The organism is Pseudomonas sp. B1(2018) (genome assembly GCF_003097365.1).
GTDB classification, from domain to species: Bacteria; Pseudomonadota; Gammaproteobacteria; order Pseudomonadales; family Pseudomonadaceae; genus Aquipseudomonas; species Aquipseudomonas laurylsulfatiphila.
In genome coordinates this window covers 244,173-269,486 of record NZ_PYUK01000006.1, presented here as the reverse complement: position 1 = coordinate 269,486, position 25,314 = coordinate 244,173, and the positions used below count along the sequence as shown (strand labels likewise).

The following is a 25,314-nucleotide window of genomic DNA, read 5'->3' as shown; positions in this document are numbered from 1 at the left end:
CGGGCAAAAAAGATCGCAGCCTCCGGCAGCTCCTACAGGGTCTTGCGTACGCCTGTAGGAGCTGCCGAAGGCTGCGATCTTTTCGCCGACGACTAAATACCGAAGCCGAACTTAACCTTCATCCCCCTCATCATCATCCCCACCATCCACCTTCATCCCCAATTCCTTGATCTTGCGTGTCAGGGTATTACGCCCCCAACCCAGCAAGACGGCGGCATCGCGGCGGCGACCGGCGGTGTGTTTGAGGGCGGTCTCGATCATGATCCGCTCGAAGGCCGGCACAGCGCTGTCGAGCAGACTCGATTGACCACGGGCCAGCGCCTGGTCGGCCCATTGACGCAGGGCTTGCTCCCAGTTGGTGACCGGTGCCGAATCCTGCGGCAGGCTCAGCAGCTCCGGCGGCAGGTCGCCGATGTGCACTTCGCGACCCGAAGCCATCACCGTGATCCAGCGGCAGGTGTTCTCCAGTTGGCGCACGTTGCCGGGCCACGGCAGGTTCTTCAGGTATTCCTCGGTTTCGCTTTTCAGCAGCTTGGGCTCGACTGCCAGCTCCTGGGCTGCGCGGCTGAGGAAGTGCTTGGCCAGGGTCGGGATGTCTTCGCGACGATCCGACAGGCGCGGGATATGAATGCGGATCACGTTGAGGCGATGGAACAAATCCTCGCGGAATTTCCCGGCATGCACCAGGGTTTCCAGGTTCTGGTGAGTCGCGGCGATGATGCGCACATCGACCTTCACTGGCACATGGCCGCCGACGCGGTAGAACTCGCCATCGGCCAGCACCCGCAGCAAACGGGTCTGGGTATCGGCGGGCATGTCGCCGATTTCATCGAGGAACAGCGTGCCACCGTCCGCCTGTTCAAAGCGCCCGCGACGCAGGTTGGCCGCGCCGGTGAACGCGCCTTTTTCGTGGCCGAACAGTTCGGATTCCATCAGGTCCTTGGGGATCGCCGCCATGTTCAGCGCGATGAACGGCGAAGCGGCGCGCGGGCTGTGACGGTGCAGGGCGTGGGCCACCAGCTCTTTACCGGTACCGGACTCGCCGTTGATCAGCACGGTGATGTTGGAGTGGCTCAGGCGGCCGATGGCGCGAAACACCTCCTGCATCGCCGGCGCCTCGCCGATGATTTCCGGGGTGCGGGTCAGCGTCGGGGCGACTTCCAGGCCCTGCTGCTCCTGGGCGTGCTGGTTGGCGCGCTTGACCAGGGAAACCGCTTCGTCGACATCGAACGGCTTGGGCAGGTATTCGAAGGCGCCGCCCTGATAGGACGCGACAGCGCTGTCCAGATCGGAGTGAGCGGTCATGATGATGACCGGCAGCCGTGGATGCTGCTCGCGAATCCGCGCCAGAAGGTCCAGGCCGCTGGCGCCGGGCATGCGGATGTCGGAAATGATCACGTCCGGTTGCTGGCGCGCCAGGCGGCTCATCACGCCATCGGCGCTGTCGAAGCTTTGCGTGGTCATGCCTTCCTGTTGCAAGGCTTTTTCCAGGACCCAACGGATAGAACGGTCGTCATCGACGATCCACACGGTTTCACTACGGCTCATGTCGATGGGGCTCCTTGTTCCAGTGGCAGAAAGATCGAGAAGGTGGTGTGGCCGGGGTGGCTGTCACATTCGATCAGGCCCTGGTGCTGGCTGATGATGTTCTGGGTAATGGCCAGGCCGAGCCCGGTACCGTCCGGGCGACCGCTGACCATGGGAAAGAAGATGGTTTCCTGAAGTTCCGCAGGGATGCCCGGACCGTTGTCGATGATCTCGATCTTGGTCACCAGGCGATGGCGCACATGGCCGATGGTGAACTGGCGCATGGTACGGCTGCGCAGGCTGATTCGGCCAAGGCGCAGCTCGTTCTGGCTGCTGATGGCCTGCATCGCGTTGCGCACGATGTTCAGTACGGCCTGAATCATCTGTTCGCGGTCGATCAATACGTCGGGAATGCTTGGGTCGTAGTCGCGCACCAGCGTGATGCAACCCTGGCTTTCGGCTTCCACCAGTTGGCAGACGCGCTCCAGCACTTCGTGGACATTGCACAGGGCCAGTGACGGCAGCTTGTTGGAGCCTAGCATGCGATCGACCAGGTTACGCAGGCGGTCGGCTTCTTCGATGATGACGTTGGTGTAGTCGCGCAGGCTTTCTTCCGGCAGTTCCCGGGCCAGCAATTGCGCCGCGCCACGAATCCCGCCCAAGGGGTTCTTGATTTCATGGGCGAGCCCGCGCACCAGCATCTTGCTGGTCTCCTGCTTGGAAAGCTGTGCTTCTTCCTTGGTGATCCGTAGCAAGCGGTCGCGAGGGTGGACTTCAAGCAGCAGCATCGTGTCGCCATTGCTCAGAATCGGCGTTACCGCGTAGTCGACGGTCAGGGTCTGGCCGGTGAGGGCGGTGAGCATGGCTTCGCGCTTGGTGAACGGGTGGGCCTGTTCGACAGCCTGGCGCAAGGAGTTCAGCGCTTCGGTCGATTCGGTAAACAGTTCACTGATGAACTGCCCATGGCTGCGCTGGCCGCTGATGGCCAGCAGCATCTCCGCCGCCGGGTTCATGTACTCGAGGCGCAGTTCGGCATCGAGCAGAATGGTGGCGGTGGTGAGGTTGTCGAGTAGCAAACGGTGGAGTGCGTCGCTAATGGTCATCGGGACCTCTTTTGGGGCGGAGCATGCGCAAGAAACAAGCGTTGATACGGGGAAAATGCAAAAACCAAACCAAGGCTCCGAAAAGAAGCGCCAATGGCCTGAAACGGGCGTATGAAGCTCGCTTGCGTGGCGTTCTGCCGGCGTTCACGGGTAATTTCGAACCAAAATGGGTTGGAATGTGAGTACGGTGCAAGCTGTTGCACCAATATAGTGCGCAAACCTGAATGAGGTTAGAAAAGTCGCAGGAATGGGGTTTTTCGTGCCGACATGAGCAGTGCAATGAAGCCGGCAATCAACAGCCAGGCCTTCAGCGCGTGTGCACTCGTTGCAAGGTGAAGGTTGCGGTGTGGCTCTGCTGCACAACGTTTTCGCCATCGATCACTTGCACGGCGAGGCGATGCTCGCCGCGATCGATGTTCACCAGTTGCAGGATGGGCACGTTGACTGGCTGGCCGTAGGGTTGATCGTCCAGCAGCAGGCGCAGCAGGTGGGGGGCTTGCAGGCGCGGCTTGATCAGTACGTTTATCGTGAAGGTGCCATTGTTGGCGCGCAGAGCTTCGGTATTGGGCAGGCCGGCAAGCTCCAGCACTTCATAGGGCTTTTGGGGCTGCTCATTCGGGGCGGTTTCAGCAGCAGGCGCGGCTTCACCGGGAGGCTGGCGCTCAATGCTGTTGAGGGGCGGCAAGTGGACCGGTTGGGCGCTGGTGCCGTCAGGCGGTTGATTGCTGTACGCAGTGGCGCCGTTGGCGTCTGTGTATTTGTAGATCTGCGCCATGGCGGGCAGGGCGATCAGCAGCAGGATGAACAGAAAACCACGACCCATGGAATCGACCGGAAGCGAAAGCGTTGGGTTGCAGCATAGGTCAGGCGGTATGTTTGAACCAAGCCGCTAAACATCTGGGTATGGTTTGCGAGATATTCCAAGGCGCTACAAATCCCGGTGGGAGCGGGCTTGCTCGCGAAAGCGGTCTGTCTGATAAGCAGATGTTGAGTGCACTGACGCCTTCGCGGGCAAGCTCGCTCCCACAGGGATGTGCGTCAGCCGTTGAATCGCTGGCAATAAAAAAGGCCTCCCGAAGGAGGCCTCTTTTGTCACGCCGCGTGCAGCAGCGCTACCGGATCAGCAGCTGTAGTACAGCTCGTATTCCAGTGGGTGTACGAAGGTACGTACCTTGATTTCTTCTTCGCTTTTCAGGGCGATGTAAGCGTCGATGAAGTCATCGCTGAAAACGCCGCCTTTGGTCAGGAACGCACGACCTTTGTCCAGCTCTTCCAGGGCTTCCTTCAGGCTGCCGCAAACTTGTGGAATCTCTTTCGCCTCTTCAGGCGGCAGGTCGTACAGGTTTTTGTCAGCGGCGTCGCCAGGGTGGATCTTGTTCTGGATGCCGTCCAGGCCAGCCATCAACAGTGCGGCGAAGCACAGGTACGGGTTGGCAGCCGGATCCGGGAAGCGTGCTTCGATACGGCGGGCTTTCGGGCTCGACACGTAAGGAATGCGGATCGAAGCGGAGCGGTTGCGAGCCGAGTAGGCCAGCATTACTGGTGCTTCGAAGCCTGGAACCAGACGCTTGTAGGAGTTGGTCGCCGGGTTGGTGAAGCCGTTCAGGGCCTTACCGTGTTTGATGATGCCGCCGATGAAGTACAGGGCGGTGTCCGACAGGCCGGCATAGCCTTCGCCTGCGAAGGTGTTCTTGCCATCTTTCCAGATGGACATGTGCACGTGCATACCCGAGCCGTTGTCGCCGTACAGTGGCTTAGGCATGAAGGTCGCGGTGCGGCCGTAGGCATCGGCAACGTTGTGCACGACGTACTTCAGGGTTTGGGTTTCGTCGGCTTTCTTCACCAGGGTGTTGAACTTGACGCCGATTTCGTTCTGGCCAGCAGTCGCCACTTCGTGGTGGTGAACTTCGACGGTCAGGCCCATTTCTTCCAGTGCGTTGCACATGGAGGTACGGATTTCGTGGTCGTGGTCGAACGGTGGAACCGGGAAGTAGCCGCCTTTGACGCCTGGACGGTGGCCCTTGTTGCCGCCTTCGATGTCCTGGTCGGACATCCAGGAACCTTGTTCGGAGTAGATCTTGAACATGGAGCCGGAAATGTCGGACTTGAACTTCACCTGGTCAAAGATGAAGAACTCTGGCTCTGGACCTGCGAATACGGTGTCACCGATACCGGTGGCTTTCAGGTGCTCTTCGGCGCGCTTGGCGATCGCACGTGGGTCGCGGTCGTAGCCTTGCATGCTCGAAGGCTCGATGATGTCGCAGACCAGGATCAGGGTCGGTTCTTCGGTGAACGGATCGAGAACGGCGGTGGAGTCGTCTGGCATCAGGATCATGTCGGAGGCTTCGATGCCTTTCCAGCCAGCGATGGAGGAACCGTCGAACATTTTGCCGACTTCGAAGAAGTCGTCATCCAGCGCATCGCGAGCCGGCATGGTCACGTGGTGCTGAGTGCCTTTGGTGTCCGTGAAGCGCAGATCAATCCATTTGACGTCATGATCTTTGATGAGTTGAACCGACTTCGACATAGTGTCCTCCGGGTGGCTTCGGGCTAGTAGTGGATGCCCTTAAATGTGGGTGATGCCGGCGCGAATACTCTGCCAAGGCAACCTGCCTCACAAGGGAGCAAATTGCATGCCAGTGCCCCAGCATGGGTTTTTTGCCCCAATTTCACGCCTGTCAGGCGGAAAAGCACCATAAAGCTAAAAATACCGCCCTACAATGTGGCGTTCATTTCAATAAATGACCCGTTTTGGTGCGTGCAAAACCTTCTGCACATTAACTGGTTAAACCTTGAGCAATTTCCGCTATAATCCGCGCCCCCCTTTTTCGGCAGGCCCTGCGCGCGCTGTTTCCATGAAATTAATCGTAAAAGTCTTCCCTGAGATCACCATCAAGAGCCGCCCGGTACGGATGCGTTTCATCCGCCAATTGGCCAAGAACATCCGTGCCGTGCTCCGCGATCTGGACCCGGCTGTGGTGGTGAACGGCGTGTGGGACAACCTCGAGCTGGAAACCCGCGTCAGCGACCCCAAGGCCCTGAAGGAGATGGGCGAGCGCCTGAGCTGCATGCCGGGCATCGCGCACTTCCTGCAGATCGACGAGTACCCGCTGGGCGATTTCGACGACATCGTTGAGAAGTGCAAGCAGCACTACGGCGATGCACTGGCCGGCAAGATCTTCTCGGTGCGCTGCAAGCGTGCCGGCAAGCACCCGTTCAGCTCGATCGATATCGAGAAATATGTCGGCAGCCAGTTGCGCCGTCAGTGTGGTGCCGCCGGGATCGACCTGAAAAAGCCTGAAATCGAAGTCCGCATCGAAGTTCGCGACCAACGGTTGTTCGTGATCCACAGCCAGCACAACGGCATCGGCGGATATCCGCTGGGCGCGCTGGAGCAGACGCTGGTGCTGATGTCCGGTGGCTTCGATTCCACCGTGGCGGCCTACCAGATCATGCGCCGCGGCTTGATGGCGCATTTCTGCTTCTTCAACCTGGGCGGACGTGCCCACGAACTGGGCGTCATGGAAGTCGCGCATTTCATCTGGAAGAAGTACGGCAGCTCGCAACGCGTGCTATTTGTCAGTGTGCCGTTCGAGGAAGTGCTGGGCGAAATTCTCGGCAAAGTCGATAACAGTCATATGGGCGTAGTATTGAAGCGTATGATGTTGCGCGCTTCGTCCCAAATTGCCGATCGACTGCACATCGAGGCCCTCGTCACCGGTGAGGCGATCTCCCAGGTGTCGAGCCAGACGCTGCCAAACCTGTCGGTGATCGATTGCGTGACCGACAAGCTGGTCTTGCGTCCACTGATCGTCGCGCACAAGCAGGACATCATCGACACGGCCAACGAGATCGGCACCGCCGATTTCGCCCGGCACATGCCGGAGTATTGCGGGGTCATTTCGGTCAATCCGAAGACCGCCGCCAAGCGCTACCGTGTCGAGCACGAAGAGAAAGAATTCGATATGGCGGTGCTCGAGCGTGCGCTCGAAAACGCCAAGCTGGTGCCGATCGATCGCGTGATCGACGAATTGGGCCAGGACTTGCAGATTGAAGAAGTCAGCGAAGCGCTGGCCGGTCAGATCGTCATCGACATTCGTCACCCGGATGCCGCTGAAGACGACCCGCTGGAGCTTGCTGGCATCGAGGTACAAACGATGCCGTTTTATGCAGTGAACGCTCGTTTCAAGGAACTGGACCCTACTCGCCAGTACCTGCTGTATTGCGACAAAGGCGTGATGAGTCGCCTGCATGCCCACCATTTGCTCAGTGAGGGGCATGCCAATGTGCGCGTTTATCGACCGAGCTAAGTGCCCGGGGCTGTTTGCCTGTGGCCTGCGTCACCGGCCCCCCGACGCCACCGTCAAGCTGTAACGGCTTTCACGGACGCTACTGTTAATCGCTGCCAAGACTTGTCAGCACACCGAATCCTCTGATCGAGATACACAAGTGATCGAAAATCTACGCAACATCGCCATCATTGCCCACGTTGACCATGGTAAAACCACCCTGGTAGACAAACTCCTGCGTCAATCCGGCACCCTGGAGCGCAACGAGCTCAACGACGAGCGCGTGATGGACTCCAACGACCAGGAAAAAGAGCGCGGTATTACCATTCTGGCGAAAAACACCGCCATCAACTGGAACGGCTACCACATCAACATCGTGGACACCCCGGGCCACGCCGACTTCGGCGGCGAAGTTGAACGCGTAATGTCGATGGTCGACTCCGTTCTGCTGCTGGTTGACGCTCAAGACGGCCCTATGCCGCAAACCCGTTTCGTGACCAAGAAGGCTTTCGAAGCCGGCCTGCGTCCAATCGTGTGCATCAACAAGGTTGACCGTCCAGGCGCGCGTCCGGACTGGGTTCTGGACCAGATCTTCGACCTGTTCGACAACCTGGGTGCCACCGAAGAACAGCTGGACTTCAAAGTCGTCTACGCCTCGGCCCTGAACGGTATTGCCGGTCTGGACCACACCGAAATGGCTGAAGACATGACCCCGCTGTACCAGTCGATCGTCGACAACGTACCTGCGCCGAAAGTCGACCGTGACGGTCCGTTCCAGATGCAGATCTCCGCACTGGACTACAACAGCTTCCTGGGTGTTATCGGCGTTGGCCGTATCGCTCGCGGTCGCGTCAAGCCGAACACCCCGGTTGTGGCTATCGGCGCCGACGGCAAGAAGCGTAACGGTCGTATCCTGAAGCTGATGGGTCACCACGGTCTGCACCGTGTAGACGTTGAAGAAGCAGCTGCAGGCGACATCGTGTGCATCAGCGGTATGGACTCGCTGTTCATCTCCGACACCCTGTGCCACCCGGACACCGTTGAAGCGATGAAGCCGTTGACCGTCGACGAGCCAACCGTTTCCATGACCTTCCAGGTAAACGACTCGCCATTCTGCGGTAAAGAAGGCAAGTTCGTGACTTCCCGTAACATCAAGGAACGTCTGGACAAAGAGCTGCTGTACAACGTTGCACTGCGCGTTGAAGAAGGCGACTCGGCTGACAAGTTCAAGGTTTCCGGCCGTGGCGAACTGCACCTCTCGGTATTGATCGAAACCATGCGTCGCGAAGGCTTCGAAATGGCTGTAGGCCGTCCGGAAGTGATCATCCGTCTGGTTGACGGCGTGAAACACGAACCGTTCGAAAACGTCACCATCGACCTGCCGGAAGAATCCCAGGGCAAGGTGATGGAAGAGATGGGCCTGCGTAAGGGCGACCTGACCAACATGGTGCCGGATGGCAAGGGCCGTGTACGTCTGGAATACAACATCCCTGCTCGTGGTCTGATCGGTTTCCGTAACCAGTTCCTGACCCTGACCAACGGCGCTGGCATCCTGACCTCGATCTTCGACCGTTACGACGTGATGAAGTCCGGCGACATGTCCGGCCGTCAGAACGGCGTTCTGGTTTCGGTTGAAACCGGCAAGGCGCTGACCTACTCCCTGGAAACCCTGCAGGCGCGTGGCAAGCTGTTCGTAGAACACGGTCAGGAAATCTACAACGGTCAGATCGTTGGTCTGAACAGCCGTGACAACGACCTGGGCGTCAACCCTACCAAGGGCAAGAAGCTCGACAACATGCGTGCTTCGGGTAAAGACGAAACCATCGCTCTGGTTCCACCTGTTCGCTTCACCCTGGAACAGGCTCTGGAATTCATCCAGGACGACGAGCTGTGCGAAGTGACGCCTAAGTCCATCCGTCTTCGCAAGAAGATCCTGGACGAAAGCGAGCGTACCCGCGCTGCCAAGAAAGCCAAGGCATAAGATTTAGCCCTGGCTGAACGAAAACGCCCCCGGTCGAAAGGCCGGGGGCGTTTTTGTTTGTGTGCGGTTTGTGCGGTGTTTGTGCCGGCCTCATCGCGAGCAAGCTCGCTCCCACAGGGGTTCTGTGGTGTTCACACAATTTGTGGTTCACCTCGAACACTGTGGGAGCGAGCTTGCTCGCGATGGCGGCCGATCAGCCGCCACTGGTTTCAGGCAATATCAGAACCGCTCGATACTGCGCGAATTCCGCTCGCGCTCCACTTCCTTCGGCTTGTACGCGCAATACCCCGGCCGCGGGCCGATTTTCGGGTGATTGCGGCAAGTATCCGGGCGCTTATCATAAATAGTGCACAGACGGCTCTTACGATCCAGATACAGGCAATCGTTGTTGCTCATGCGCTGGAGGGTAAAGATTCCCGACTTCTGGTTGAAACGCTCGACCAGACCTTCCTTTTGCAGGCGCTTGGCGATGTTCTTCGGTGGATCGCCCAGCTCGAACTCGTCGACCACGCCGATGCGGATCAGGTCCTTGATCTTGACCTCGACGGGCAGGGTGCAGCAGCTGGACATGCACGAGCCGCACATCGGGGCAGAGTACTTGGCCCAGGTATCGAGGCGGTCGATCTCTGCGGCAGCGATCAGGTTCGGCTTCATCATCGTTTGTTACCAGCGTGTGCATCAGGGCGCGCGATCATACCGGGACTGGTGGATTTTTGAACAACGTTTCGCCAGATTTTTTCACTGCCGGCCAATAAACCGCTAATCCGGCACGGCCCCTGCATTGAATCAGGTACTCGACAATGTATTGCCGACCCGATTCGCACTTACAGGAAAAACTGCCGAACCAGAGCCTCTACCGCCTGTCAGACCGTCTAGGCTCAGACAACTCCAAGCTCGCTCGAGGTCCTATCGATGACTCAAGAACCACTTGTTCGCGAAGCAGAGGTGGCCGCATTCCGCGACGCCGTCTTGACCAAGCTCACTTATGCAGTGGGTAAAGACCCGGATCACGCCTTCGACCATGACTGGTTCGAAGCCATCGCCCTGGCCGCGCGGGATCACATGGTCGAGCACTGGATGGACCACACGCGGCAGATCTACCGCAAAGGCCAGAAGCGCGTTTATTACCTTTCCCTCGAATTCCTCATCGGCCGGCTGCTGTTCGACAGCCTGAGCAACCTCGGCCTGCTCGACGTGGCGCGCGAAGCCCTGACCGAACTCGGCGTCGACCTTGAGCGCATCCGACTTCTGGAGCCTGACGCGGCCCTGGGCAACGGCGGCCTCGGGCGTCTGGCGGCGTGTTTCCTGGAAAGCATGTCGACCCTCGGCATCGCCGGTCATGGTTACGGCATTCGCTATGAGCACGGGTTGTTCCGCCAGGCGATTGTCGACGGCTGGCAGCAGGAGCAGACCGAACACTGGCTGGATTTCGGTAACCCCTGGGAGTTCGAGCGGCCGGAAGTGGTCTACACCATCGGTTTCGGCGGCAGTGTCGAGACCCTGACCGACGACACCGGCAAATCCCGACAAGTCTGGTCCCCGGCGGAAACCGTGCGGGCGATTGCCTACGACACGCCGGTGGTCGGCTGGCGCGGGGCGAGCGTCAACACGCTGCGCCTGTGGCGCGCCCGGGCCATGGAAGATCTGCACCTGGAGCGTTTCAACGCCGGTGACCACCTGGGCGCCGTGGCCGAAGTGGCCCGGGCCGAGAGTATCTCCCGGGTGCTGTACCCGGCGGACAGCACCGAGGCCGGCCAGGAGTTGCGCCTGCGCCAGGAGTATTTCTTCGTCGCCGCCTCGTTGCAGGATCTGTTGCGCCGCCATCGCAACATGCACACCTCGGTGCTGACCCTGGGCGATCACGCCTCGATCCAGCTCAACGACACCCACCCCTCGATTGCCGTGGCTGAACTGATGCGGCAACTGGTCGACGTCTATGACGTGGCATGGGATGCGGCGTGGCAAGTCACCGTCGATACGCTGTCCTACACCAACCACACCTTGTTGCCCGAAGCGCTGGAAACCTGGCCGGTCGGCTTGATGGAGCGCATGTTGCCGCGGCACATGCAGATCATTTACCTGATCAACGCCCACCACATCGACTCCCTGCGGGCCAAAGGCATCCACGACTTCGATGTGCTGCGCGCGGTGTCGCTGATCGAGGAAGACAACGGTCGTCGGGTGCGCATGGGCAACCTGGCGTTTCTCGGCTCCCACAGCGTCAACGGCGTGTCCGGTTTGCACACGCAACTGATGCGCAAGACGGTGTTCTCCGAACTGCACAAGCTGTACCCGGAGCGAATCAACAACAAGACCAATGGCATTACCTTCCGCCGCTGGCTGTACCAGGCCAACCCCGAGCTGACCTCGATGCTGGTCGATGCCTTGGGCCCCGAGGTGCTGGACAACCCGGAAGAGCGTTTGCTCGCCCTCGAGCCGTTCGCCGAGAAAAGCGCGTTCCGCAAGGCGTTCGCCGAGCAACGCCTGCACAGCAAGAAAGCCCTGGCGTACCTGATTCATGAGCGCTTGGGTGTAGCGGTCAATCCGGCGGCGATGTTCGACGTGCAGGTCAAGCGTATCCACGAATACAAACGCCAGTTGCTTAACCTGATGCACACCGTGGCGTTGTACCAGGCGATCCGCGCCGAACCTGAAATCGACTGGGTGCCACGGGTGAAAATCTTCGCCGGCAAGGCAGCCGCGAGTTATCACCAGGCCAAACTGATCATCAAGCTGACCAACGACATCGCCCGGGTGGTGAACAACGACCCGACCGTGCGCGGCTTGCTCAAAGTGGTGTTCCTGCCCAACTACAACGTCAGCCTGGCGGAGAGCATCATTCCGGCGGCGGATTTGTCCGAGCAGATCTCCACCGCCGGTTTCGAAGCGTCAGGCACCAGCAACATGAAGTTCGGCCTGAACGGCGCGCTGACCATCGGCACCCTGGACGGGGCCAACGTGGAAATGTGCGACCGCATCGGTGCCGAGCACATGTTCATCTTCGGCCTCAGCGCGCAGCAGGTGGAGGCGCGCAAGCAGAACCATGAGTTCAGCGCCGTACCGGACATCGCCGCGTCCCATCGCCTGAGCGATGTGCTGCAAGCGATTCGTGGCGGGGTGTTCTCGCCGGATGACCCGTCCCGTTACACTGGGTTGATCGATTCGCTGGTGGATTACGACCGCTTCCTGGTCTGTGCCGACTTTGATTCCTACTGGCACGCGCAGATGCGCGTCGAAGCCCATTGGCACGATTCGAAGGAGTGGTGGCGTTCAGCGGTGTTGAACACGGCGCGGATGGGCTGGTTCTCGTCGGACCGGACCATTCGCGAGTACGCCACGGAAATCTGGAAGGCGCTGGAGTAAGTCTTCAGGCGGGTGGATATACTGGCGCGCCGGAAAAGATCGCAGCCTTCGGCAGCTCCTACATGGTCGCGGCATTACGTGATTCTGTAGGAGATGCCGAAGGCTGCGATCTTTATGGATACGGCTGAGCTAATCTTTCCGGATTGGCCAATGCGCTCAGGGATATCGACCATGCAATGGATGTTCATGCTGATAGGGCTGGTGCTCGGCTGGATACTCGACGAGTCATTCAGCGATGCGCTGCTGGGCGCGTTACTCGGACTGGGTATCGGCCAGGCCCTTCGCTTGGCCCGCATGGACTCTCAGGCTGTGGAGCAGCAGCGTTTGCTGGCTCAGGCGCAAGCAGCCCTGCAAGCGGTCGAGCAAAGGCTGGCGCTGCTCGAAGCATCGGGCGTCAAGGCGCCGGAAACCCGCGAGCCGCTTGTCTCACCTGAAACCGTCCTTGATGAAGCCCCTGCCGCAGCCACGGAATTGGTCTGGGAACTGCCGCCCGAACTCGAGCCAATCCAGGCCGCGGCCAGCGAAATCGGTCGTCCGGCCGCCGATGCCTGGAAGCCCAAGCCTACCGTTCGCGAAGCACAAACGCCGGCCTCCCCCCGTGGCCCGAATCTCATCGAGCGCGCCATCAGTCGTGCCCGCGCCTGGTTGTTCGGTGGCAATACCGTGTTGCGCGTCGGCGTGGTGTTGCTGTTCCTCGGTCTGGCCTTTCTGCTGCGTTACGCCACCGAAGGCGTGGTGGTGCCGGTTGAGTTGCGCTACGCGGGTGTTGCGGCGGCTGCACTGGGGTTGCTCGGGCTGGGTTGGTGGTTGAGGGCCCGCAACAGCAGTTACGCATTGATCCTGCAGGGTGCCGGGATCGCCGTGTTGTACCTGACGGTGTTTGCCGCGATGCGCCTGCATCCGCTGCTCGATCCCTCGGCGGGGTTTGGCCTGCTGGTGGCGGTGACAGTCTGTTCGGCGATTCTCGCCATTGCCCAGGATTCCCTGGGGCTGGCCGCCGCGGCCGCACTGGGCGGATTCGCCGCGCCCATCCTGGCCTCCACCGGCGCCGGCAGCCATGTCGCACTGTTCAGCTACTTTACCCTGCTCAACGCCGGCATCTTCGCCATCGCCTGGTTCAAGGCCTGGCGGTTGTTGAATGTCATCGGCTTCACCGGCACTTTCGGCATCGGGTTTGCCTGGGGCCTGCGCTCCTACTCGCCGGAGCTGTTGTGGAGCACCGAGCCGTTTCTGATTTTGTTTTTCCTGATGTACCTGGCCATTGGTCTGCTGTTCGCCCGGCGCCGATTGATGGAGATGGGCGATACACCCGCAGACGGCAGTCGCGAAGCACTGCTGCGCTGGTCGGCGCGCAAGGGGGACTACGTCGACGGCACGCTGTTGTTCGGTCCGCCACTGGCGGGTTTCGGCTTGCAGTTCGCGCTGGTGCAGCATCTGGAATTCGCTGCAGCATTCAGTGCCTTGGCAATGGGCATGATTTACATGGGGCTTGCCCGTTGGCTGATGGCCGGGCGCACGCTGTTGTTGGGAGAAACCTGCCTGGCCCTGGGCGTGATCTTCGCCAGCCTGGCGATACCGCTGGGGCTCGATGCACGCTGGACGACGGCGGCATGGGCGGTGGAAGGCGCGGGGATCTTCTGGCTCGGTCTGCGCCAACAAAGGCCCCTGGGCCGGGCCTTTGCCTTGCTGCTGCAATTGGGGGCGGCGCTGGCGTTTCTCAGCGAACTGCACGACAGCGAAAGCAGCCTGCTCGGCGGTGTACCGCTAGGTGCACTGTTACTGGGCGTCGCCTTGCTGTTCAGCTTCTACCAATTGCGTAAAGCCTTGCCGGAGCAGATCAGGCCATGGGAGCTCAAAGGCCTGCCGGTATTGGCTTGTCTCGGGCTGGCGTTTCTCTATTTGCTGGCACCCTTGTTTTTCTTCAGCCACGGCACGGTGATCAGTTGGGCCTTGGCCGGGGCGCTCACGCTGTTTGTTGGCTTGCACCTGCAATCGCGCACGTTCGTGTTCACCGCGCTCGCTGTGCAATTGTTGGGTGGCGCGCTGTTCCTGACGACTGGGCCGCAGTTCAGTGACGGTCTGCAGCCCCTGGCCCATGGCGGTTTCTGGGCGCCGCTGGTGCTGGGGCTGGCCGCGATGGTCGGGGCCTGGCGTTTGCAGATCGGTCATGCGTTCACCGCGTTCGTAGGGCTGAGTCTGTTGCGCTTGTCCCAGGCATTGCTGGTATGGGGCGCAGGCTGGTGGGCGCTGGCCTGGGTCATCGAAGTACTGCATTTTGCGCCGCAGTCGATGCAGGCGACTTTGTTGTTGGGCATCACTGCCGTGAGTGTTGCGCTGTGGACGGTATTGGCGCTGCGCCTGAAATGGCCGTCACTGGCGGGGCTCGGCACGGTGTTGATTCCCGCTGCGGCACTGGTGCTGCTCGCGGCCTGGCACTCGCGTTATCACCCAGCGGCCAACTTCGGCTGGCTGGCATGGGCCGCCGTGTTCGTCGTGCATTTCATGTCCCTGCGACGCCTGGCGCCCATGCTGCCAGCGCCCGTGCTGAGCGTCGCCCATGTGCTCGGTTGCTGGCTGTTGATGGGCGTGCTGGCGCTGGAACTGCGTTACGCCTTGCTGGTGTTGTCCGAGCAATACAACGCCTGGCGCTGGTTGGGCTGGGCGATTCTGCCAAGCCTGTATCTGGTATTGATGGCAGCACCTCGCGCATGGCCTTGGCCGGTGTCGGCCTATTCTCGGGAATACCGCGTGTACGCCGCTGCGCCGCTGGCCTTGCTGATGCTCGGCTGGTTCTGGCTGGCGAATATCGCCAGTGAGGGCAACGCCGAGCCACTGCCTTACGTGCCATTGATCAACCCGCTGGAGCTGGGCCTGTTGTTTGCGTTGTTCGGCGTCTATGTCTGGTCCCGCAGCGCCATGCCCCAACTGGCTGTCCGCAAGGATTACGCCGCCATCGCCACGCAAGGGCTCGCAGGTGCCTCGCTGTTCGCATTCTTTACGGCCTTGGTGATGCGCACGACGCACCATTGGAGCGGAGTGCCGTTCGAGCTGGATCCGTTGCTGGAGTCGATGCGGGTGCAAGCCGGCCTGTCCATTGTCTGGACCTTGATGGCCCTGAGCCTGATGATTGGCGGCCATTTGCGTCGCCGTCGCGAAGTCTGGCTGATCGGTGCGGCCTTGATTGGCGTGGTCGTGGCCAAGCTGTTTTTTGTCGAGTTGAGCAATCGCGGCGGGCTGGCGCGGATCGTTTCGTTTATCGGTGTCGGCCTGCTGTTGCTGGTAGTGGGGTATTTCGCTCCGCTACCGCCCAAGCGCGCCGAAGCTGTGCCGGATACCGGCAAACCAGTCCCGGAATCACAAGGAGTGTCGTCTTGAGTCAGAAGCTGAACCTGGGTTGGCTGGGTATTGTTGCCATGGGTGTGGTGTTGTCGGCGGTCGCCCAGGAAAAACCGGCGGACTTCACCACCCAAGTGCCTTTGTCGGTCGCGGGCGAAGGCCCTTGGTATCGCCTTGAACTGCCGTTGAGCGTGCAACTGAGTGCGCGCCAGGCCGACCTGAGCGACCTGCGGGTGTTCAATGCCGTCGGTGATGTTCAGGCGTACGCCCTGGCCCGGGAGTCTGCGCAGAGCAGTGAAACGCGCACCCTGACCGAGGTGAAGCGGTTTGCGCTGTACAACTCGGAGGACGCCACTGAAACCGCACCAAGCGTGCGGGTGCAATCGAGCGCCAATGGCACCTTGGTCGAGGTGCAGCCCTCCAGTCAGCTGGAGCCGGGTGAGGAGGAGCTGCGCGGCTGGTTGCTCGACGCTTCCTCGATCAAGGCGCCATTGCAGCAATTGATTCTCGACTGGACCAGCGAACGCGACGGCTTCCAGCGTTTCACCGTTGAAGCCAGCGATGATCTGCAGCATTGGCAGTCCTGGGGCGAAGGGCAGGTGGCGCGCCTGACCTTTTCCGACGAGCGGGTCGAACAGCATGAGGTCAACCTGCCGGGACAGTCGGCGCGCTATCTGCGGTTGCTGTGGATCACCCCGCATTCGGCGCCGACACTGACTTCGGCGCAACTGCAAAGCGCCAATACCCGCAACCTGCCGCTGCCGTTGGTCTGGTCCCAGGCGTTGACCGGCAGCACCGAGAAGGCGGGTGTATACACCTGGCAGTTGCCGATGGGGCTGAATGTCGAGCGGGTTCAGGTCGGGTTGAGCCAGCCCAACAGCCTGGCGCCGGTGAGTCTGGCCGGTCGGCGCGACAGCAGCCTGCCATGGCAGCCGTTGGGCAGTGGTTTGCTCTATCGCCTGACGCAGAATGGTCAGGAGGTGGTGCAAAACCAATTGCAGTTGTCCGGGCAAATCGTCCAGCAATTGAAACTGACCGTGGACGAACGCGGCGGCGGCCTGGGTGATCAGGCGCCGACGCTGAAGTTTGCCATGCGCGCCACGCAACTGGTGTTTCTGGCACGTGGGCCGGGGCCTTACACGCTGGCGGTGGGGAGCTCGACGGCGAAGGCGGCGAACTTGCCGCTGTCGACGCTGATTCCGGATTACAGCCCGCAAAAGCTGGCGACCTTGGGCCGGGCCATGGTGGATGTCGGGGCGGCGGCTAGGCAGCCGCCGACAGTCACCACGTCGGCGCCGATCGACACCGGCTGGAAGAAATTCGGGTTGTGGGCGGTGTTGCTGCTCTGCGTGGTGTTTCTGGCGGCGATGGCGTTCAGTTTGCTGCGCAAGCCTACTGCCAAACCTTGATTGTGGGTGCTGCGCACCCAATCGCGAGCAAGCTCGCTCCCACAGGTATTGCGCTGTCCCTGTGGGAGCGAGCTTGCTCGCGATAGCGGTATATCAGTCAATAAAAATGCTGAGATGAGCGCTACTTTCCAGCTCACACCCCGCCCATTTCCATCTACGCTCAACCCCGCGCATGAACTCTCTTCGGCGGATCACGTCTGATAGGAGGAAATGCGCCCCGACTCGCGTTAAACTGCGCGGGTTTTTAGCCCCCCCATTCCACCGGAGCCTTCCATGTCCCGCGTTACCTTGAGTCGCTATTTGATTGAGCAGACCCGCAGCAACAACACTCCTGCCGATCTGCGCTTCCTGATCGAAGTGGTGGCGCGTGCCTGCAAGGAGATCAACCACGCCGTGTCCAAAGGCGCCCTGGGTGGTGTACTGGGCAGCATGGGCACTGAAAACGTCCAGGGCGAAGTGCAAAAGAAGCTCGACGTGATCTCCAACGAGATCCTGCTCGAAGCCAACGAATGGGGCGGTCACCTGGCCGGCATGGCGTCCGAAGAAATGGACAACGCCTACCAGATCCCGGGCAAATACCCGAAAGGCGCGTACCTGCTGGTATTCGACCCGCTGGACGGTTCGTCGAACATCGACATCAACGCCCCGGTCGGCACCATCTTCTCGGTACTGCGTTGCCCGAACGAATACCTGAGCCAGAACGAACCTTTGAATGAAAAGGCCTTCCTGCAGCCAGGCACCCAGCAAGTGGCCGCCGGTTACGCGATCTACGGTCCACAGACCATGCTGATCCTGACCCTGGGCGACGGCGTGAAAGGCTTCACCCTGGACCGTGAAATGGGCAGCTTCGTGCTGACCCACGAGAACATCACCATTCCTGAAGCCACCCAGGAATTTGCCATCAACGCGTCCAACCAGCGTCACTGGGAAGCACCGGTACAGCGCTACGTCAGCGAATTGCTGGCCGGCGATGAAGGCCCGCTGAAAAAGAACTACAACATGCGCTGGGTCGCCGCGATGGTAGCCGACGTGCACCGCATCCTGACCCGCGGCGGTCTGTTCATGTACCCACGTGACAGCCGCGAGCCGTCCAAGCCGGGCAAGCTGCGCCTGATGTACGAAGCCAACCCGATGTCGTTCCTGGTGGAGCAGGCGGGCGGCGCGTCCACCGACGGCCACCAGCGCATCCTCGACATCCAGCCGGAAGGCCTGCACCAGCGCGTGGCGGTGTTCCTCGGTTCGAAAGAAGAAGTGGCCCGCGTCACGGCTTACCACAAGGAATAAACCATGACCGCGCCCTGGCAGCCGTTGCTTGATTGGTGGTTCGGAAGTTCCGGATCGGCAAGCGAAGTGGCGGCGCAGAAGGGCAGGTTATGGTTCGGCAAGCGCGACAGCCAGGACCTCGAAGCGCGTGAGCGTTTCGGGGACTGGGTCGAGCAGGCACTGGCCGGCGGATTGACCGAGTGGATGCAACGTCCCGAAGGTTGGCTGGTCCTGGTGCTGTTGCTCGATCAACTTCCGCGAATGATCTTTCGCGATTCTCCCAAGGCTTTTTCCGGTGACATCAGGGCTCAGGCACTGGTGGCGCAAGGCATTGCCGCGGATTTCGACCGGCAGTTGCAGCCGATTCAGCGGGTGTTCATCTACCTGGTGTTCGAGCACAGCGAGAACCTGGCGGTGCAGAACGAAGGCGTCTCGCGCTATATCGAATTGGTGGCGCAGCAGCCGGAGAGCGATCGGGCACTGTTCAGCGATTATCTGGACTATGCCGAGCGGCATCAGCAAGTGATTGCGCAGTTTGGGCGGTTTCCGCATCGCAATGCGGTGTTGGGAAGGGCGTCTACGGCTGAGGAGCTGGCGTTTCTGTCGAAGCCTGGGTCACGGTTCTAGTGCCGCTGAAAAGATCGCAGCCTTCGGCAGCTCCTACAGGAGAACTCATTTCCATGTAGGAGCTGCCGAAGGCTGCGATCTTTTGATTTTCAGATGCGGAAGCTTCCCACCAACTGCTTCAATCGCGCCGCCTGCTGCTCAAGATCGGCACACGCACGCAAGGTCGCCTGCAGGTTCTCCACGCCTTCCTGGTTCAACGTGTTGATTTCGGTGATGTCGACGTTGATCGACTCCACCACGGCGGTCTGCTCTTCGGTCGCTGTTGCCACGGACTGGTTCATGCCGTCGATCTCGCCAATACGCTGGGTCACGCTGCCCAGGCGTTCGCCGGCCTGGTTGGCGATGCCGACGCTGCTTTCGCTCTGGCGCTGGCTGTCGGTCATGATGCCCACCGCTGCGCGGGCGCCGACCTGCAGCTCTTCGATCATCGTCTGCACTTGCTGCGCTGAGTCCTGGGTGCGGTGAGCGAGGTTGCGTACCTCATCGGCCACCACGGCAAAACCGCGACCGGCCTCACCGGCGCGGGCCGCTTCGATGGCGGCGTTGAGCGCCAGCAGGTTGGTCTGCTGGGAGATGCTGGTGATCACTTCCAGGATCTGCCCGATGTTGACCGTGTTGCTGTTGAGGGTTTCGATGTTGCCGCACGAGTCGCTGATCTTCGCCGACAACTGCTGCATCGCCGCGATGGTTTTATCCACCACCTGCTGGCCGTCTTCGGCCAGGCTGCGGGCGTCGCTGGAGTGCTGCGAGGCGAGGGCGGCGTTCTGCGCGATTTCCTGGGCGGCGGCGCCGAGCTGGTTGATCGCCGCAGCCACGCTGCTGGTACGCGAGGCTTGCTGGTCGGAGTTGTACATCGACGAGTTCGACGCGGCCACTACCCGTAGCGCTACTTCGTTGACCTGCCCGGTGGCCGAGGCCACTTCGATGATCGAAGTGTGAATGCGTTCGACGAAGCGGTTGAACGACAGCCCCAGCGCGCCGAATTCGTCGTGACCGTGAATGGTCAGGCGTTTGGTCAGGTCACCTTCGCCTTCGGCGATGTCGTGCATGGCGCGCCCCATGGTCAACAGCGGTTGCATCAGCAGGCTGATCAGCATGCCGAGCAGGGCGATGATGATGACTACGGCGATCACCATGGCGATGATCGCCGAGGTGCGGAATTCGCTGAGCATCGAGAACGCCGTTTCCTGGTCGAGCACCAGTGCCACGTACCAGTCCGCCGATGGCACGCCGTTGACGTGGGTGAAGGAGATGAACTGGCGCTTGCCGTCGATCTCGACTTCTTTCAGGCCCGGGCTGACTTTCGGCGTGTCGCTCGGATAGGCCTCGGCCAGGCTCTTGAGAACCAGCTTGCTGTCCGGGTGAATCAGGATCTTGCCGTCGGCGCCGACGATGAACGCATGACCGTGGCCACCGAAGTTCAGCGAGTTGATGATCGCGCTGACACTGGACAGATCGATATCGGCGCCGGCGACGCCAATCATCTGGCCCTGGTGCTTTACCGGGGTGGCCACGGTGATCACCAGCTTGCCGGAGGACGCAGCGATATACGGTTCGGTGACGATGGTCTGTTGTGCGTTATTGGCCGCCTTGTACCAGCCACGGGCACGTGGGTCGTAGTCCGCCGCGCGGTTGCCGGCCGGGACCGAGAACATCACGCCGTCGGCGCCACCGAAGTAGCTCAGCTGGAAGTTGCCGGTGTAGGCGGGCAGGTCGATGATCCGTTTCAGGCCGGCGGGGGCATTGCCATCGGCGCTGACCTGTTGGGCCATCGATTGCAGCAACTGCATGCGGCTTTCCAGCCAGGTCTGGATGTTGCTGGTGGTCAGGCTGCCGAGTTCCTGCATCGAGGCTTCGGTACTGTTGCGCAGGGTTTCGCGCTGGCGATAGTCGTTGAACAGGATGAAACAAGCGAATGCGACGGCCACCACGAGGGCGGCAGCCAGCAAGATCTTGTGGCTGAACTTCATGTTTCTGGTCATGGGATGAGCTACCGCAGAGGGGCTGTTCTACAAAATGGGGGAGCAAATGCCACCGACGCGGCATTGCGTTGCATTTATGTCGACTGAGCGGCGCCAAAGATTAGGCGGATTTTGCTGAAAAACGATGAAATGTCCGGTGAACGAGGAAAGTGGTTGATTTTCCGCAAAAGGCAGACGAGTGGCCCGATAAATAGCCTGCCGGGCACGGAACCTCACAGGGGTTTTCTCTTCTAAGCTTCAGCTTGGCAGCCATGCCAATCCCCTACGCCCCCCGGAGTTTCACCATGTCGCTGCGTTCCATCGCCCTGCTTTCGTTCTGCGTATTGCTCGCTGCCTGCAGCAAGGTCAATCAGGAAAACTACTCGAAGCTCTCGGCCGGCATGGCCAAGGCCGATGTGGAAACCCTGTTGGGCAAACCCGCCGATTGTTCAGGCGCGCTCGGCATGTCCAGTTGCACCTGGGGCGACAAGAACAGCTTTATCAGCGTGCAGTTCGCCGGTGACAAAGTGCTGATGTTTTCCGGCCAAGGCCTGAAGTAAACCGGGGCGATCGCCCACGGGAGAAAAATAATGAAGCGGTTATTGATCATCCTTTTTGCCGGCCTGGTGTTGGCTGGCTGTGCCACGTCTGGCCAGGACCCTTTGGCGCCCAAGACGGCCAACAGCGTCAACCTCAAGCGCTACCAGGGCACCTGGTACGAGTTGGCCCGTCTGCCGATGTACTTCCAGCGCGACTGCGCGCAATCCGAAGCCCATTACACGCTAAAACCCGATGGCAACGTCGCGGTATTGAACCGCTGCCTGACAGCGCAGTGGCAATGGGAAGAGGTCAAGGGCACGGCTTATCCGGAGGTGCCCGGCAAGAACGACAAGCTGAAGGTCGAGTTCGATACCTGGTTTTCCAGGCTGATCCCGGGTACGGCGAAGGGCGAGTACTGGGTGCTGTATGTCAGCGATGACTACAAGACCGCCATCGTCGGTGATCCGAGCCGGAAATATTTGTGGCTGTTGTCGCGCACGCCGACCGTGAACGGAGTGGTGCGTGAGGAGTTGCTGAGCAAGGCGCGTCAGCAGGGTTATGACACCACCCGGTTGATCTGGCGGGCGTCGGAACAGCAGATGGCCAAGACCTCGAACTGAAAAAAAGATCGCAGCCTGCGGCAGCTCCTACAGGAGATTGATGTTCACCCTGTAGGAGCTGCCGAAGGCTGCGATCTTTGCTTTTAACCGAGCAATTCGCGCAGGACTTGGGTGAAGGCGCGGCTACTTTCCTCTTCGCCGGCATGGCGCCCGTCACGCACCACCCACTGGCCATTGACCAGCACATCCCGCACCTGACGATCGCCACCGGCAAACAGCCAACGGTTGAGAATCCCGTCGCCGCTGGCCGTGGCCAGGTACGGATCGTTGCCGTCGAGCACCAGCCAGTCGGCGCGCTTGCCGACTTCCAGCGCGCCAATCGGCTGGCCCAGTGCCTGAGCGCCGCCATCCAGCGCGGCATCAAACAGCGTGCGGCCGACCATCGGCTGCTCCGCGCCATACAAACGATTACGCCGTTGGTCACGCAGTCGCTGGCCGTATTCCAGCCAGCGTAATTCTTCCACCACGCTCAACGACACATGGCTGTCGGAACCGATGCCCATGCGGCCGCCCTGGGCAAGGAAGTCCACCGCCGGGAAGATCCCGTCGCCGAGGTTGGCTTCGGTGGTCAGGCACAGGCCGGCGATGGCGCGACTCTTGGCCATCGACGTGACTTCTTCCGGGTTGGCGTGGGTCGCGTGGACCAGGCACCAGCGTTGATCGACGTCGACGTTCTCGTACAGCCATTGCAGCGGACGACGACCACTCCAGGTCAGGCAGTCGTCGACTTCCTTCTGCTGCTCGGCGATGTGGATGTGCACCGGGCGCTGCTTGTCGCTGGCTGCCAGCACTTCGCTGATCTGCTGCGGTGTGACCGCGCGCAGCGAGTGGAAACACAGGCCCAGGGCTTGCGCCGGTTGCTGCGCAAGGACCGGTTGCAGGCGTGACTGCAACTTGAGGTAGTTTTCGGTGCTGTTGATGAAGCGGCGCTGGCCTTCGTTCGGGGTCTGGCCACCGAAACCGGAGTGGCTGTAGAGCACCGGCAGCAGGGTCAAACCGATACCCGCAGAACCTGCGGCCTGGCTGATGCGCAGGGCCAGTTCAGCCGGGTCGGCATAAGGTTGGCCGCTGATGTCATGGTGTACGTAATGAAATTCCGCCACCGATGTGTAACCGGCCTTGAGCATTTCGATGTACAGCTGACGGGCGATGACGCCGAGTTGCTCCGGGCTGATTTTTCCGACGAGGCGGTACATCAGATCGCGCCAGGTCCAGAAACTGTCGTTCGGATTGCCCGCTACTTCCGCCAGCCCGGCCATGGCACGCTGGAAGGCGTGGGAGTGCAGATTCGGCATGCCAGGCAGCAGCGGACCACTCAACCGCTCGGCGCCATCTGCATGAGAATCGGCCTGGATATGGGTCAATACGCCATCGGCGCTGACCTCAAGACGTACATTGTTGGCCCATCCACTAGGCAGCAGCGCGCGTTCGGCAAAGAAGGCGGACATGGTTCAGCACCCCATCGTGTGTTATTTGTATATACATATACAGACGTTTGCCTGCCCGGTAAACTCCGGCAAGCTAGCGACATCAACTAAACGACCAAGGATTAACCGTGCCGACTCCGCCTCCAGTCTCTCCGTTGGCCGCGAACATGGGCGACAGTCCGGCGCCCTTGTACGCCCGCGTCAAACAAATGATCACCCAGCAAATCGACAGTGGAAACTGGCCGCCGCACTACCGCGTTCCGTCGGAAAGCGAGCTGGTCAACCAGTTGGGCTTCAGCCGCATGACCATCAACCGCGCACTGCGCGAGATGACTGCCGACGGTCTGCTGGTGCGCATGCAAGGCGTCGGCACCTTCGTCGCCGAGCCGAAAAGCCAGTCCGCGCTGTTCGAAGTGCACAACATCGCCGACGAAATCGCTTCCCGCGGTCATCGCCACACCTGCAAGGTCATCACCCTTGAAGAAGAGGCCGCCGGCTCCGAGCGCGCCCTGGCCCTGGACATGCGCGAAGGGCAGAAGGTGTTCCATTCGCTGATCGTGCATTTCGAAAACGATATTCCGGTGCAGATCGAAGACCGTTTCGTCAACGCGCTGGTGGCGCCGGATTACCTCAAGCAGGACTTCACCCTGCAAACGCCCTACGCCTACCTGAACCAGGTCGCGCCGCTGACCGAAGGCGAGCACGTGGTCGAGGCGATCCTGGCCGAGCCGTCCGAATGCAAATTGCTACAGATTGAAAAAGGCGAGCCGTGCCTGCTGATCCGTCGCCGCACCTGGTCCGGCCGCCAGCCGGTGACCGCCGCTCGCTTGATCCATCCCGGTTCCCGTCATCGCCTGGAAGGTCGGTTTCATAAATAGAGAGCCATAAATGAGTAACGCAAAGGTTTTACGCGCCAAGGATTACCCGCGCATGCCGTGGAAAAACGGCGGCGGCAGCACCGAAGAAATCACCCGCGATGCGGGCACCGGCCTGGATGGCTTCGGCTGGCGCCTGTCGATTGCCGATATCGGTGAGTCGGGCGGGTTTTCCACTTTTGCTGGTTACGAGCGGATCATCACCGTGCTGCAGGGCGACGGCATGACCCTGACGGTGGAGGGTCAGAACACACGGCCACTGTTACCGCTGGACCCGTTTGCCTTCAGTGGTGAAAGCAAGGTGTCCTGCACATTGCTCGGTGGTCCGATCCGCGATTTCAACCTGATTTACGCGCCGCAGCGTTATAGCGCGCGGTTGCAGTGGTTGTCGGGCGAGCAGCGGTTTTTCAGTTCGGCGGGCACGGTGTTGGTGTTCAGCATCAGCGAAACACTGGAAGTGAAAGTCGGTAACAGCGCTTCCCGGCTTGGCCGGCATGATTGTCTGCAATTCGACGGTAACACTGGCCTGCTGGAAATCTCCGCCAACGGCCCATGCTGTGTGATTGAGCTGGCCGCACACTGATTCCGGGTTTTCAAAAGATCGCAGCCTGCGGCAGCTCCTACAGAGTGCACACCATCCCCTGTAGGAGCTGCCGCAGGCTGCGATCTTTTGCTTTTCAGCGTTCCCGAAAGCGCACCATGTTGTTACCGAACGCCCCAGCGTGGCGCAAAACCCCGCTCAAGTAACAAAGTCCCCTCGCCACAAAAACTCCCCGAAAAATATTTCATCTTCCCCAGAACCCTTGTTCCAAGGGCTCTCCAGCCGTTTCAGAATTTTTCTTGAATGCTCATCCAACAAGTTGGCCGCTTGATTGCATATGCTTGTATGTACAAGTAAAGACGTATGCGTATGAGTCACGAGGACTCAACCATCGTCCACTGATTCGCCGGTGTGCACTGATGCCCATTGGCTTGCTCGCCCACTGCCTGGGT

Annotated in this window: 18 protein-coding genes and 1 pseudogene; 11 read left to right on the top strand and 8 right to left on the bottom strand. The window is 60.5% G+C overall.

The window, feature by feature from the left end; genetic code table 11:
- Positions 1-111 precede the first annotated feature (111 nt).
- From ntrC to glnA, 4 genes are all read right to left on the bottom strand, one after another.
- Positions 112-1,548 (bottom strand): nitrogen regulation protein NR(I), encoded by a 1,437-nt coding sequence (gene ntrC / locus C9422_RS12095; RefSeq protein WP_056852210.1) that lies wholly within the window; start codon positions 1,546-1,548, stop codon positions 112-114.
- Positions 1,545-2,630 (bottom strand): nitrogen regulation protein NR(II), encoded by a 1,086-nt coding sequence (gene glnL, locus C9422_RS12090; RefSeq protein WP_116580818.1) that lies wholly within the window; start codon positions 2,628-2,630, stop codon positions 1,545-1,547. Before glnL ends, ntrC begins: the two co-directional genes overlap by 4 nt.
- A gap of 307 nt (positions 2,631-2,937) precedes the next feature.
- Positions 2,938-3,453, bottom strand: a complete 516-nt coding sequence (locus tag C9422_RS12085) for a DUF4124 domain-containing protein (RefSeq protein WP_116580817.1) — start codon at positions 3,451-3,453, stop codon at positions 2,938-2,940.
- 297 nt (positions 3,454-3,750) lie between these two features.
- Complete coding sequence (gene glnA / locus C9422_RS12080) at positions 3,751-5,157, bottom strand: glutamate--ammonia ligase (RefSeq protein ID WP_007970634.1); 1,407 nt, start codon at positions 5,155-5,157, stop codon at positions 3,751-3,753.
- A gap of 328 nt (positions 5,158-5,485) precedes the next feature.
- Between glnA and thiI the strand changes: the two genes are divergently transcribed.
- A complete protein-coding gene (gene thiI, locus C9422_RS12070; protein ID WP_116580815.1) occupies positions 5,486-6,940 on the top strand; it encodes a tRNA uracil 4-sulfurtransferase ThiI in 1,455 nt (484 codons plus the stop codon).
- A gap of 139 nt (positions 6,941-7,079) precedes the next feature.
- Positions 7,080-8,900 carry a translational GTPase TypA gene (gene typA / locus C9422_RS12065; RefSeq protein WP_007970631.1) on the top strand — a complete coding sequence of 607 codons (1,821 nt, stop codon included), beginning with the start codon at positions 7,080-7,082 and terminating at the stop codon, positions 8,898-8,900.
- 219 nt (positions 8,901-9,119) lie between these two features.
- On the opposite strand, the gene C9422_RS12060 is transcribed toward typA, so the two are convergent.
- Positions 9,120-9,557, bottom strand: coding sequence for a YkgJ family cysteine cluster protein (locus C9422_RS12060; RefSeq protein WP_007970630.1), 438 nt, complete (start codon positions 9,555-9,557; stop codon positions 9,120-9,122).
- Positions 9,558-9,812: 255 nt separating this feature from the next.
- On the opposite strand from C9422_RS12060, the gene C9422_RS12055 reads away from it, so the two are divergent.
- The 5 genes from C9422_RS12055 to C9422_RS12035 all read left to right on the top strand — a co-directional run bounded on the left by C9422_RS12055 (position 9,813) and on the right by C9422_RS12035 (position 18,898).
- A complete protein-coding gene (locus C9422_RS12055; RefSeq protein WP_116580814.1) occupies positions 9,813-12,263 on the top strand; it encodes a glycogen/starch/alpha-glucan phosphorylase in 2,451 nt (816 codons plus the stop codon).
- Positions 12,264-12,434: 171 nt separating this feature from the next.
- Complete coding sequence (locus C9422_RS12050) at positions 12,435-15,638, top strand: DUF2339 domain-containing protein (protein ID WP_116580813.1); 3,204 nt, start codon at positions 12,435-12,437, stop codon at positions 15,636-15,638.
- On the top strand, positions 15,635-17,008 hold the full coding sequence (locus tag C9422_RS12045) for a DUF3999 domain-containing protein (RefSeq protein ID WP_116580812.1): 1,374 nt from the start codon (positions 15,635-15,637) through the stop codon (positions 17,006-17,008). The genes C9422_RS12050 and C9422_RS12045 overlap by 4 nt, the downstream gene beginning before the upstream one ends.
- A gap of 273 nt (positions 17,009-17,281) precedes the next feature.
- Positions 17,282-18,292 (top strand): class 1 fructose-bisphosphatase, encoded by a 1,011-nt coding sequence (locus C9422_RS12040; RefSeq protein WP_007975526.1) that lies wholly within the window; start codon positions 17,282-17,284, stop codon positions 18,290-18,292.
- A 3-nt stretch (positions 18,293-18,295) separates the two neighbouring features.
- Positions 18,296-18,898 (top strand): DUF924 family protein, encoded by a 603-nt coding sequence (locus C9422_RS12035; RefSeq protein WP_116580811.1) that lies wholly within the window; start codon positions 18,296-18,298, stop codon positions 18,896-18,898.
- Between the two features lie 89 nt (positions 18,899-18,987).
- Here the strand turns inward: C9422_RS12035 and C9422_RS32880 are convergent, their stop codons facing one another.
- Both C9422_RS32880 and C9422_RS32875 read right to left on the bottom strand, forming a co-directional pair.
- Complete coding sequence (locus tag C9422_RS32880) at positions 18,988-19,752, bottom strand: methyl-accepting chemotaxis protein (protein WP_371317842.1); 765 nt, start codon at positions 19,750-19,752, stop codon at positions 18,988-18,990.
- Between the two features lie 93 nt (positions 19,753-19,845).
- A pseudogene (locus C9422_RS32875) lies at positions 19,846-20,868 on the bottom strand (cache domain-containing protein); the annotation flags it as partial.
- Between the two features lie 296 nt (positions 20,869-21,164).
- On the opposite strand from C9422_RS32875, the gene C9422_RS12025 reads away from it, so the two are divergent.
- Both C9422_RS12025 and C9422_RS12020 read left to right on the top strand, forming a co-directional pair.
- On the top strand, positions 21,165-21,419 hold the full coding sequence (locus C9422_RS12025; protein ID WP_007975531.1) for a hypothetical protein: 255 nt from the start codon (positions 21,165-21,167) through the stop codon (positions 21,417-21,419).
- Between the two features lie 30 nt (positions 21,420-21,449).
- On the top strand, positions 21,450-22,019 hold the full coding sequence (locus tag C9422_RS12020; protein WP_116580809.1) for a lipocalin family protein: 570 nt from the start codon (positions 21,450-21,452) through the stop codon (positions 22,017-22,019).
- A gap of 83 nt (positions 22,020-22,102) precedes the next feature.
- On the opposite strand, the gene C9422_RS12015 is transcribed toward C9422_RS12020, so the two are convergent.
- Positions 22,103-23,467 carry a formimidoylglutamate deiminase gene (locus tag C9422_RS12015; RefSeq protein WP_116580808.1) on the bottom strand — a complete coding sequence of 455 codons (1,365 nt, stop codon included), beginning with the start codon at positions 23,465-23,467 and terminating at the stop codon, positions 22,103-22,105.
- Between the two features lie 146 nt (positions 23,468-23,613).
- On the opposite strand from C9422_RS12015, the gene hutC reads away from it, so the two are divergent.
- Together hutC and C9422_RS12005 are read left to right on the top strand one after the other, a co-directional pair.
- Positions 23,614-24,324 carry a histidine utilization repressor gene (hutC, locus tag C9422_RS12010; RefSeq protein WP_161793960.1) on the top strand — a complete coding sequence of 237 codons (711 nt, stop codon included), beginning with the start codon at positions 23,614-23,616 and terminating at the stop codon, positions 24,322-24,324.
- Positions 24,325-24,334: 10 nt separating this feature from the next.
- Entirely contained in the window at positions 24,335-24,904 is a 570-nt protein-coding gene (locus C9422_RS12005) for a HutD family protein (RefSeq protein WP_116580807.1), read from the top strand.
- The last annotated feature ends 410 nt before the right edge of the window (positions 24,905-25,314 follow it).

Bases quoted from the DNA above. Each gene is read 5' to 3' on its own strand.
- ntrC (WP_056852210.1), bottom strand. From the start codon at position 1,548: ATGAGCCGTAGTGAAACCGTGTGGATCGTCGATGACGACCGTTCTATC.
- glnL (WP_116580818.1), bottom strand. From the start codon at position 2,630: ATGACCATTAGCGACGCACTCCACCGTTTGCTACTCGACAACCTCACC.
- C9422_RS12085 (WP_116580817.1), bottom strand. From the start codon at position 3,453: ATGGGTCGTGGTTTTCTGTTCATCCTGCTGCTGATCGCCCTGCCCGCC.
- glnA (WP_007970634.1), bottom strand. From the start codon at position 5,157: ATGTCGAAGTCGGTTCAACTCATCAAAGATCATGACGTCAAATGGATT.
- thiI (WP_116580815.1), top strand. From the start codon at position 5,486: ATGAAATTAATCGTAAAAGTCTTCCCTGAGATCACCATCAAGAGCCGC.
- C9422_RS12060 (WP_007970630.1), bottom strand. From the start codon at position 9,557: ATGATGAAGCCGAACCTGATCGCTGCCGCAGAGATCGACCGCCTCGAT.
- C9422_RS12055 (WP_116580814.1), top strand. From the start codon at position 9,813: ATGACTCAAGAACCACTTGTTCGCGAAGCAGAGGTGGCCGCATTCCGC.
- C9422_RS12050 (WP_116580813.1), top strand. From the start codon at position 12,435: ATGCAATGGATGTTCATGCTGATAGGGCTGGTGCTCGGCTGGATACTC.
- C9422_RS12040 (WP_007975526.1), top strand. From the start codon at position 17,282: ATGTCCCGCGTTACCTTGAGTCGCTATTTGATTGAGCAGACCCGCAGC.
- C9422_RS12035 (WP_116580811.1), top strand. From the start codon at position 18,296: ATGACCGCGCCCTGGCAGCCGTTGCTTGATTGGTGGTTCGGAAGTTCC.
- C9422_RS32880 (WP_371317842.1), bottom strand. From the start codon at position 19,752: ATGTACAACTCCGACCAGCAAGCCTCGCGTACCAGCAGCGTGGCTGCG.
- C9422_RS12025 (WP_007975531.1), top strand. From the start codon at position 21,165: ATGTCGCTGCGTTCCATCGCCCTGCTTTCGTTCTGCGTATTGCTCGCT.
- C9422_RS12020 (WP_116580809.1), top strand. From the start codon at position 21,450: ATGAAGCGGTTATTGATCATCCTTTTTGCCGGCCTGGTGTTGGCTGGC.
- C9422_RS12015 (WP_116580808.1), bottom strand. From the start codon at position 23,467: ATGTCCGCCTTCTTTGCCGAACGCGCGCTGCTGCCTAGTGGATGGGCC.
- hutC (WP_161793960.1), top strand. From the start codon at position 23,614: ATGGGCGACAGTCCGGCGCCCTTGTACGCCCGCGTCAAACAAATGATC.
- C9422_RS12005 (WP_116580807.1), top strand. From the start codon at position 24,335: ATGAGTAACGCAAAGGTTTTACGCGCCAAGGATTACCCGCGCATGCCG.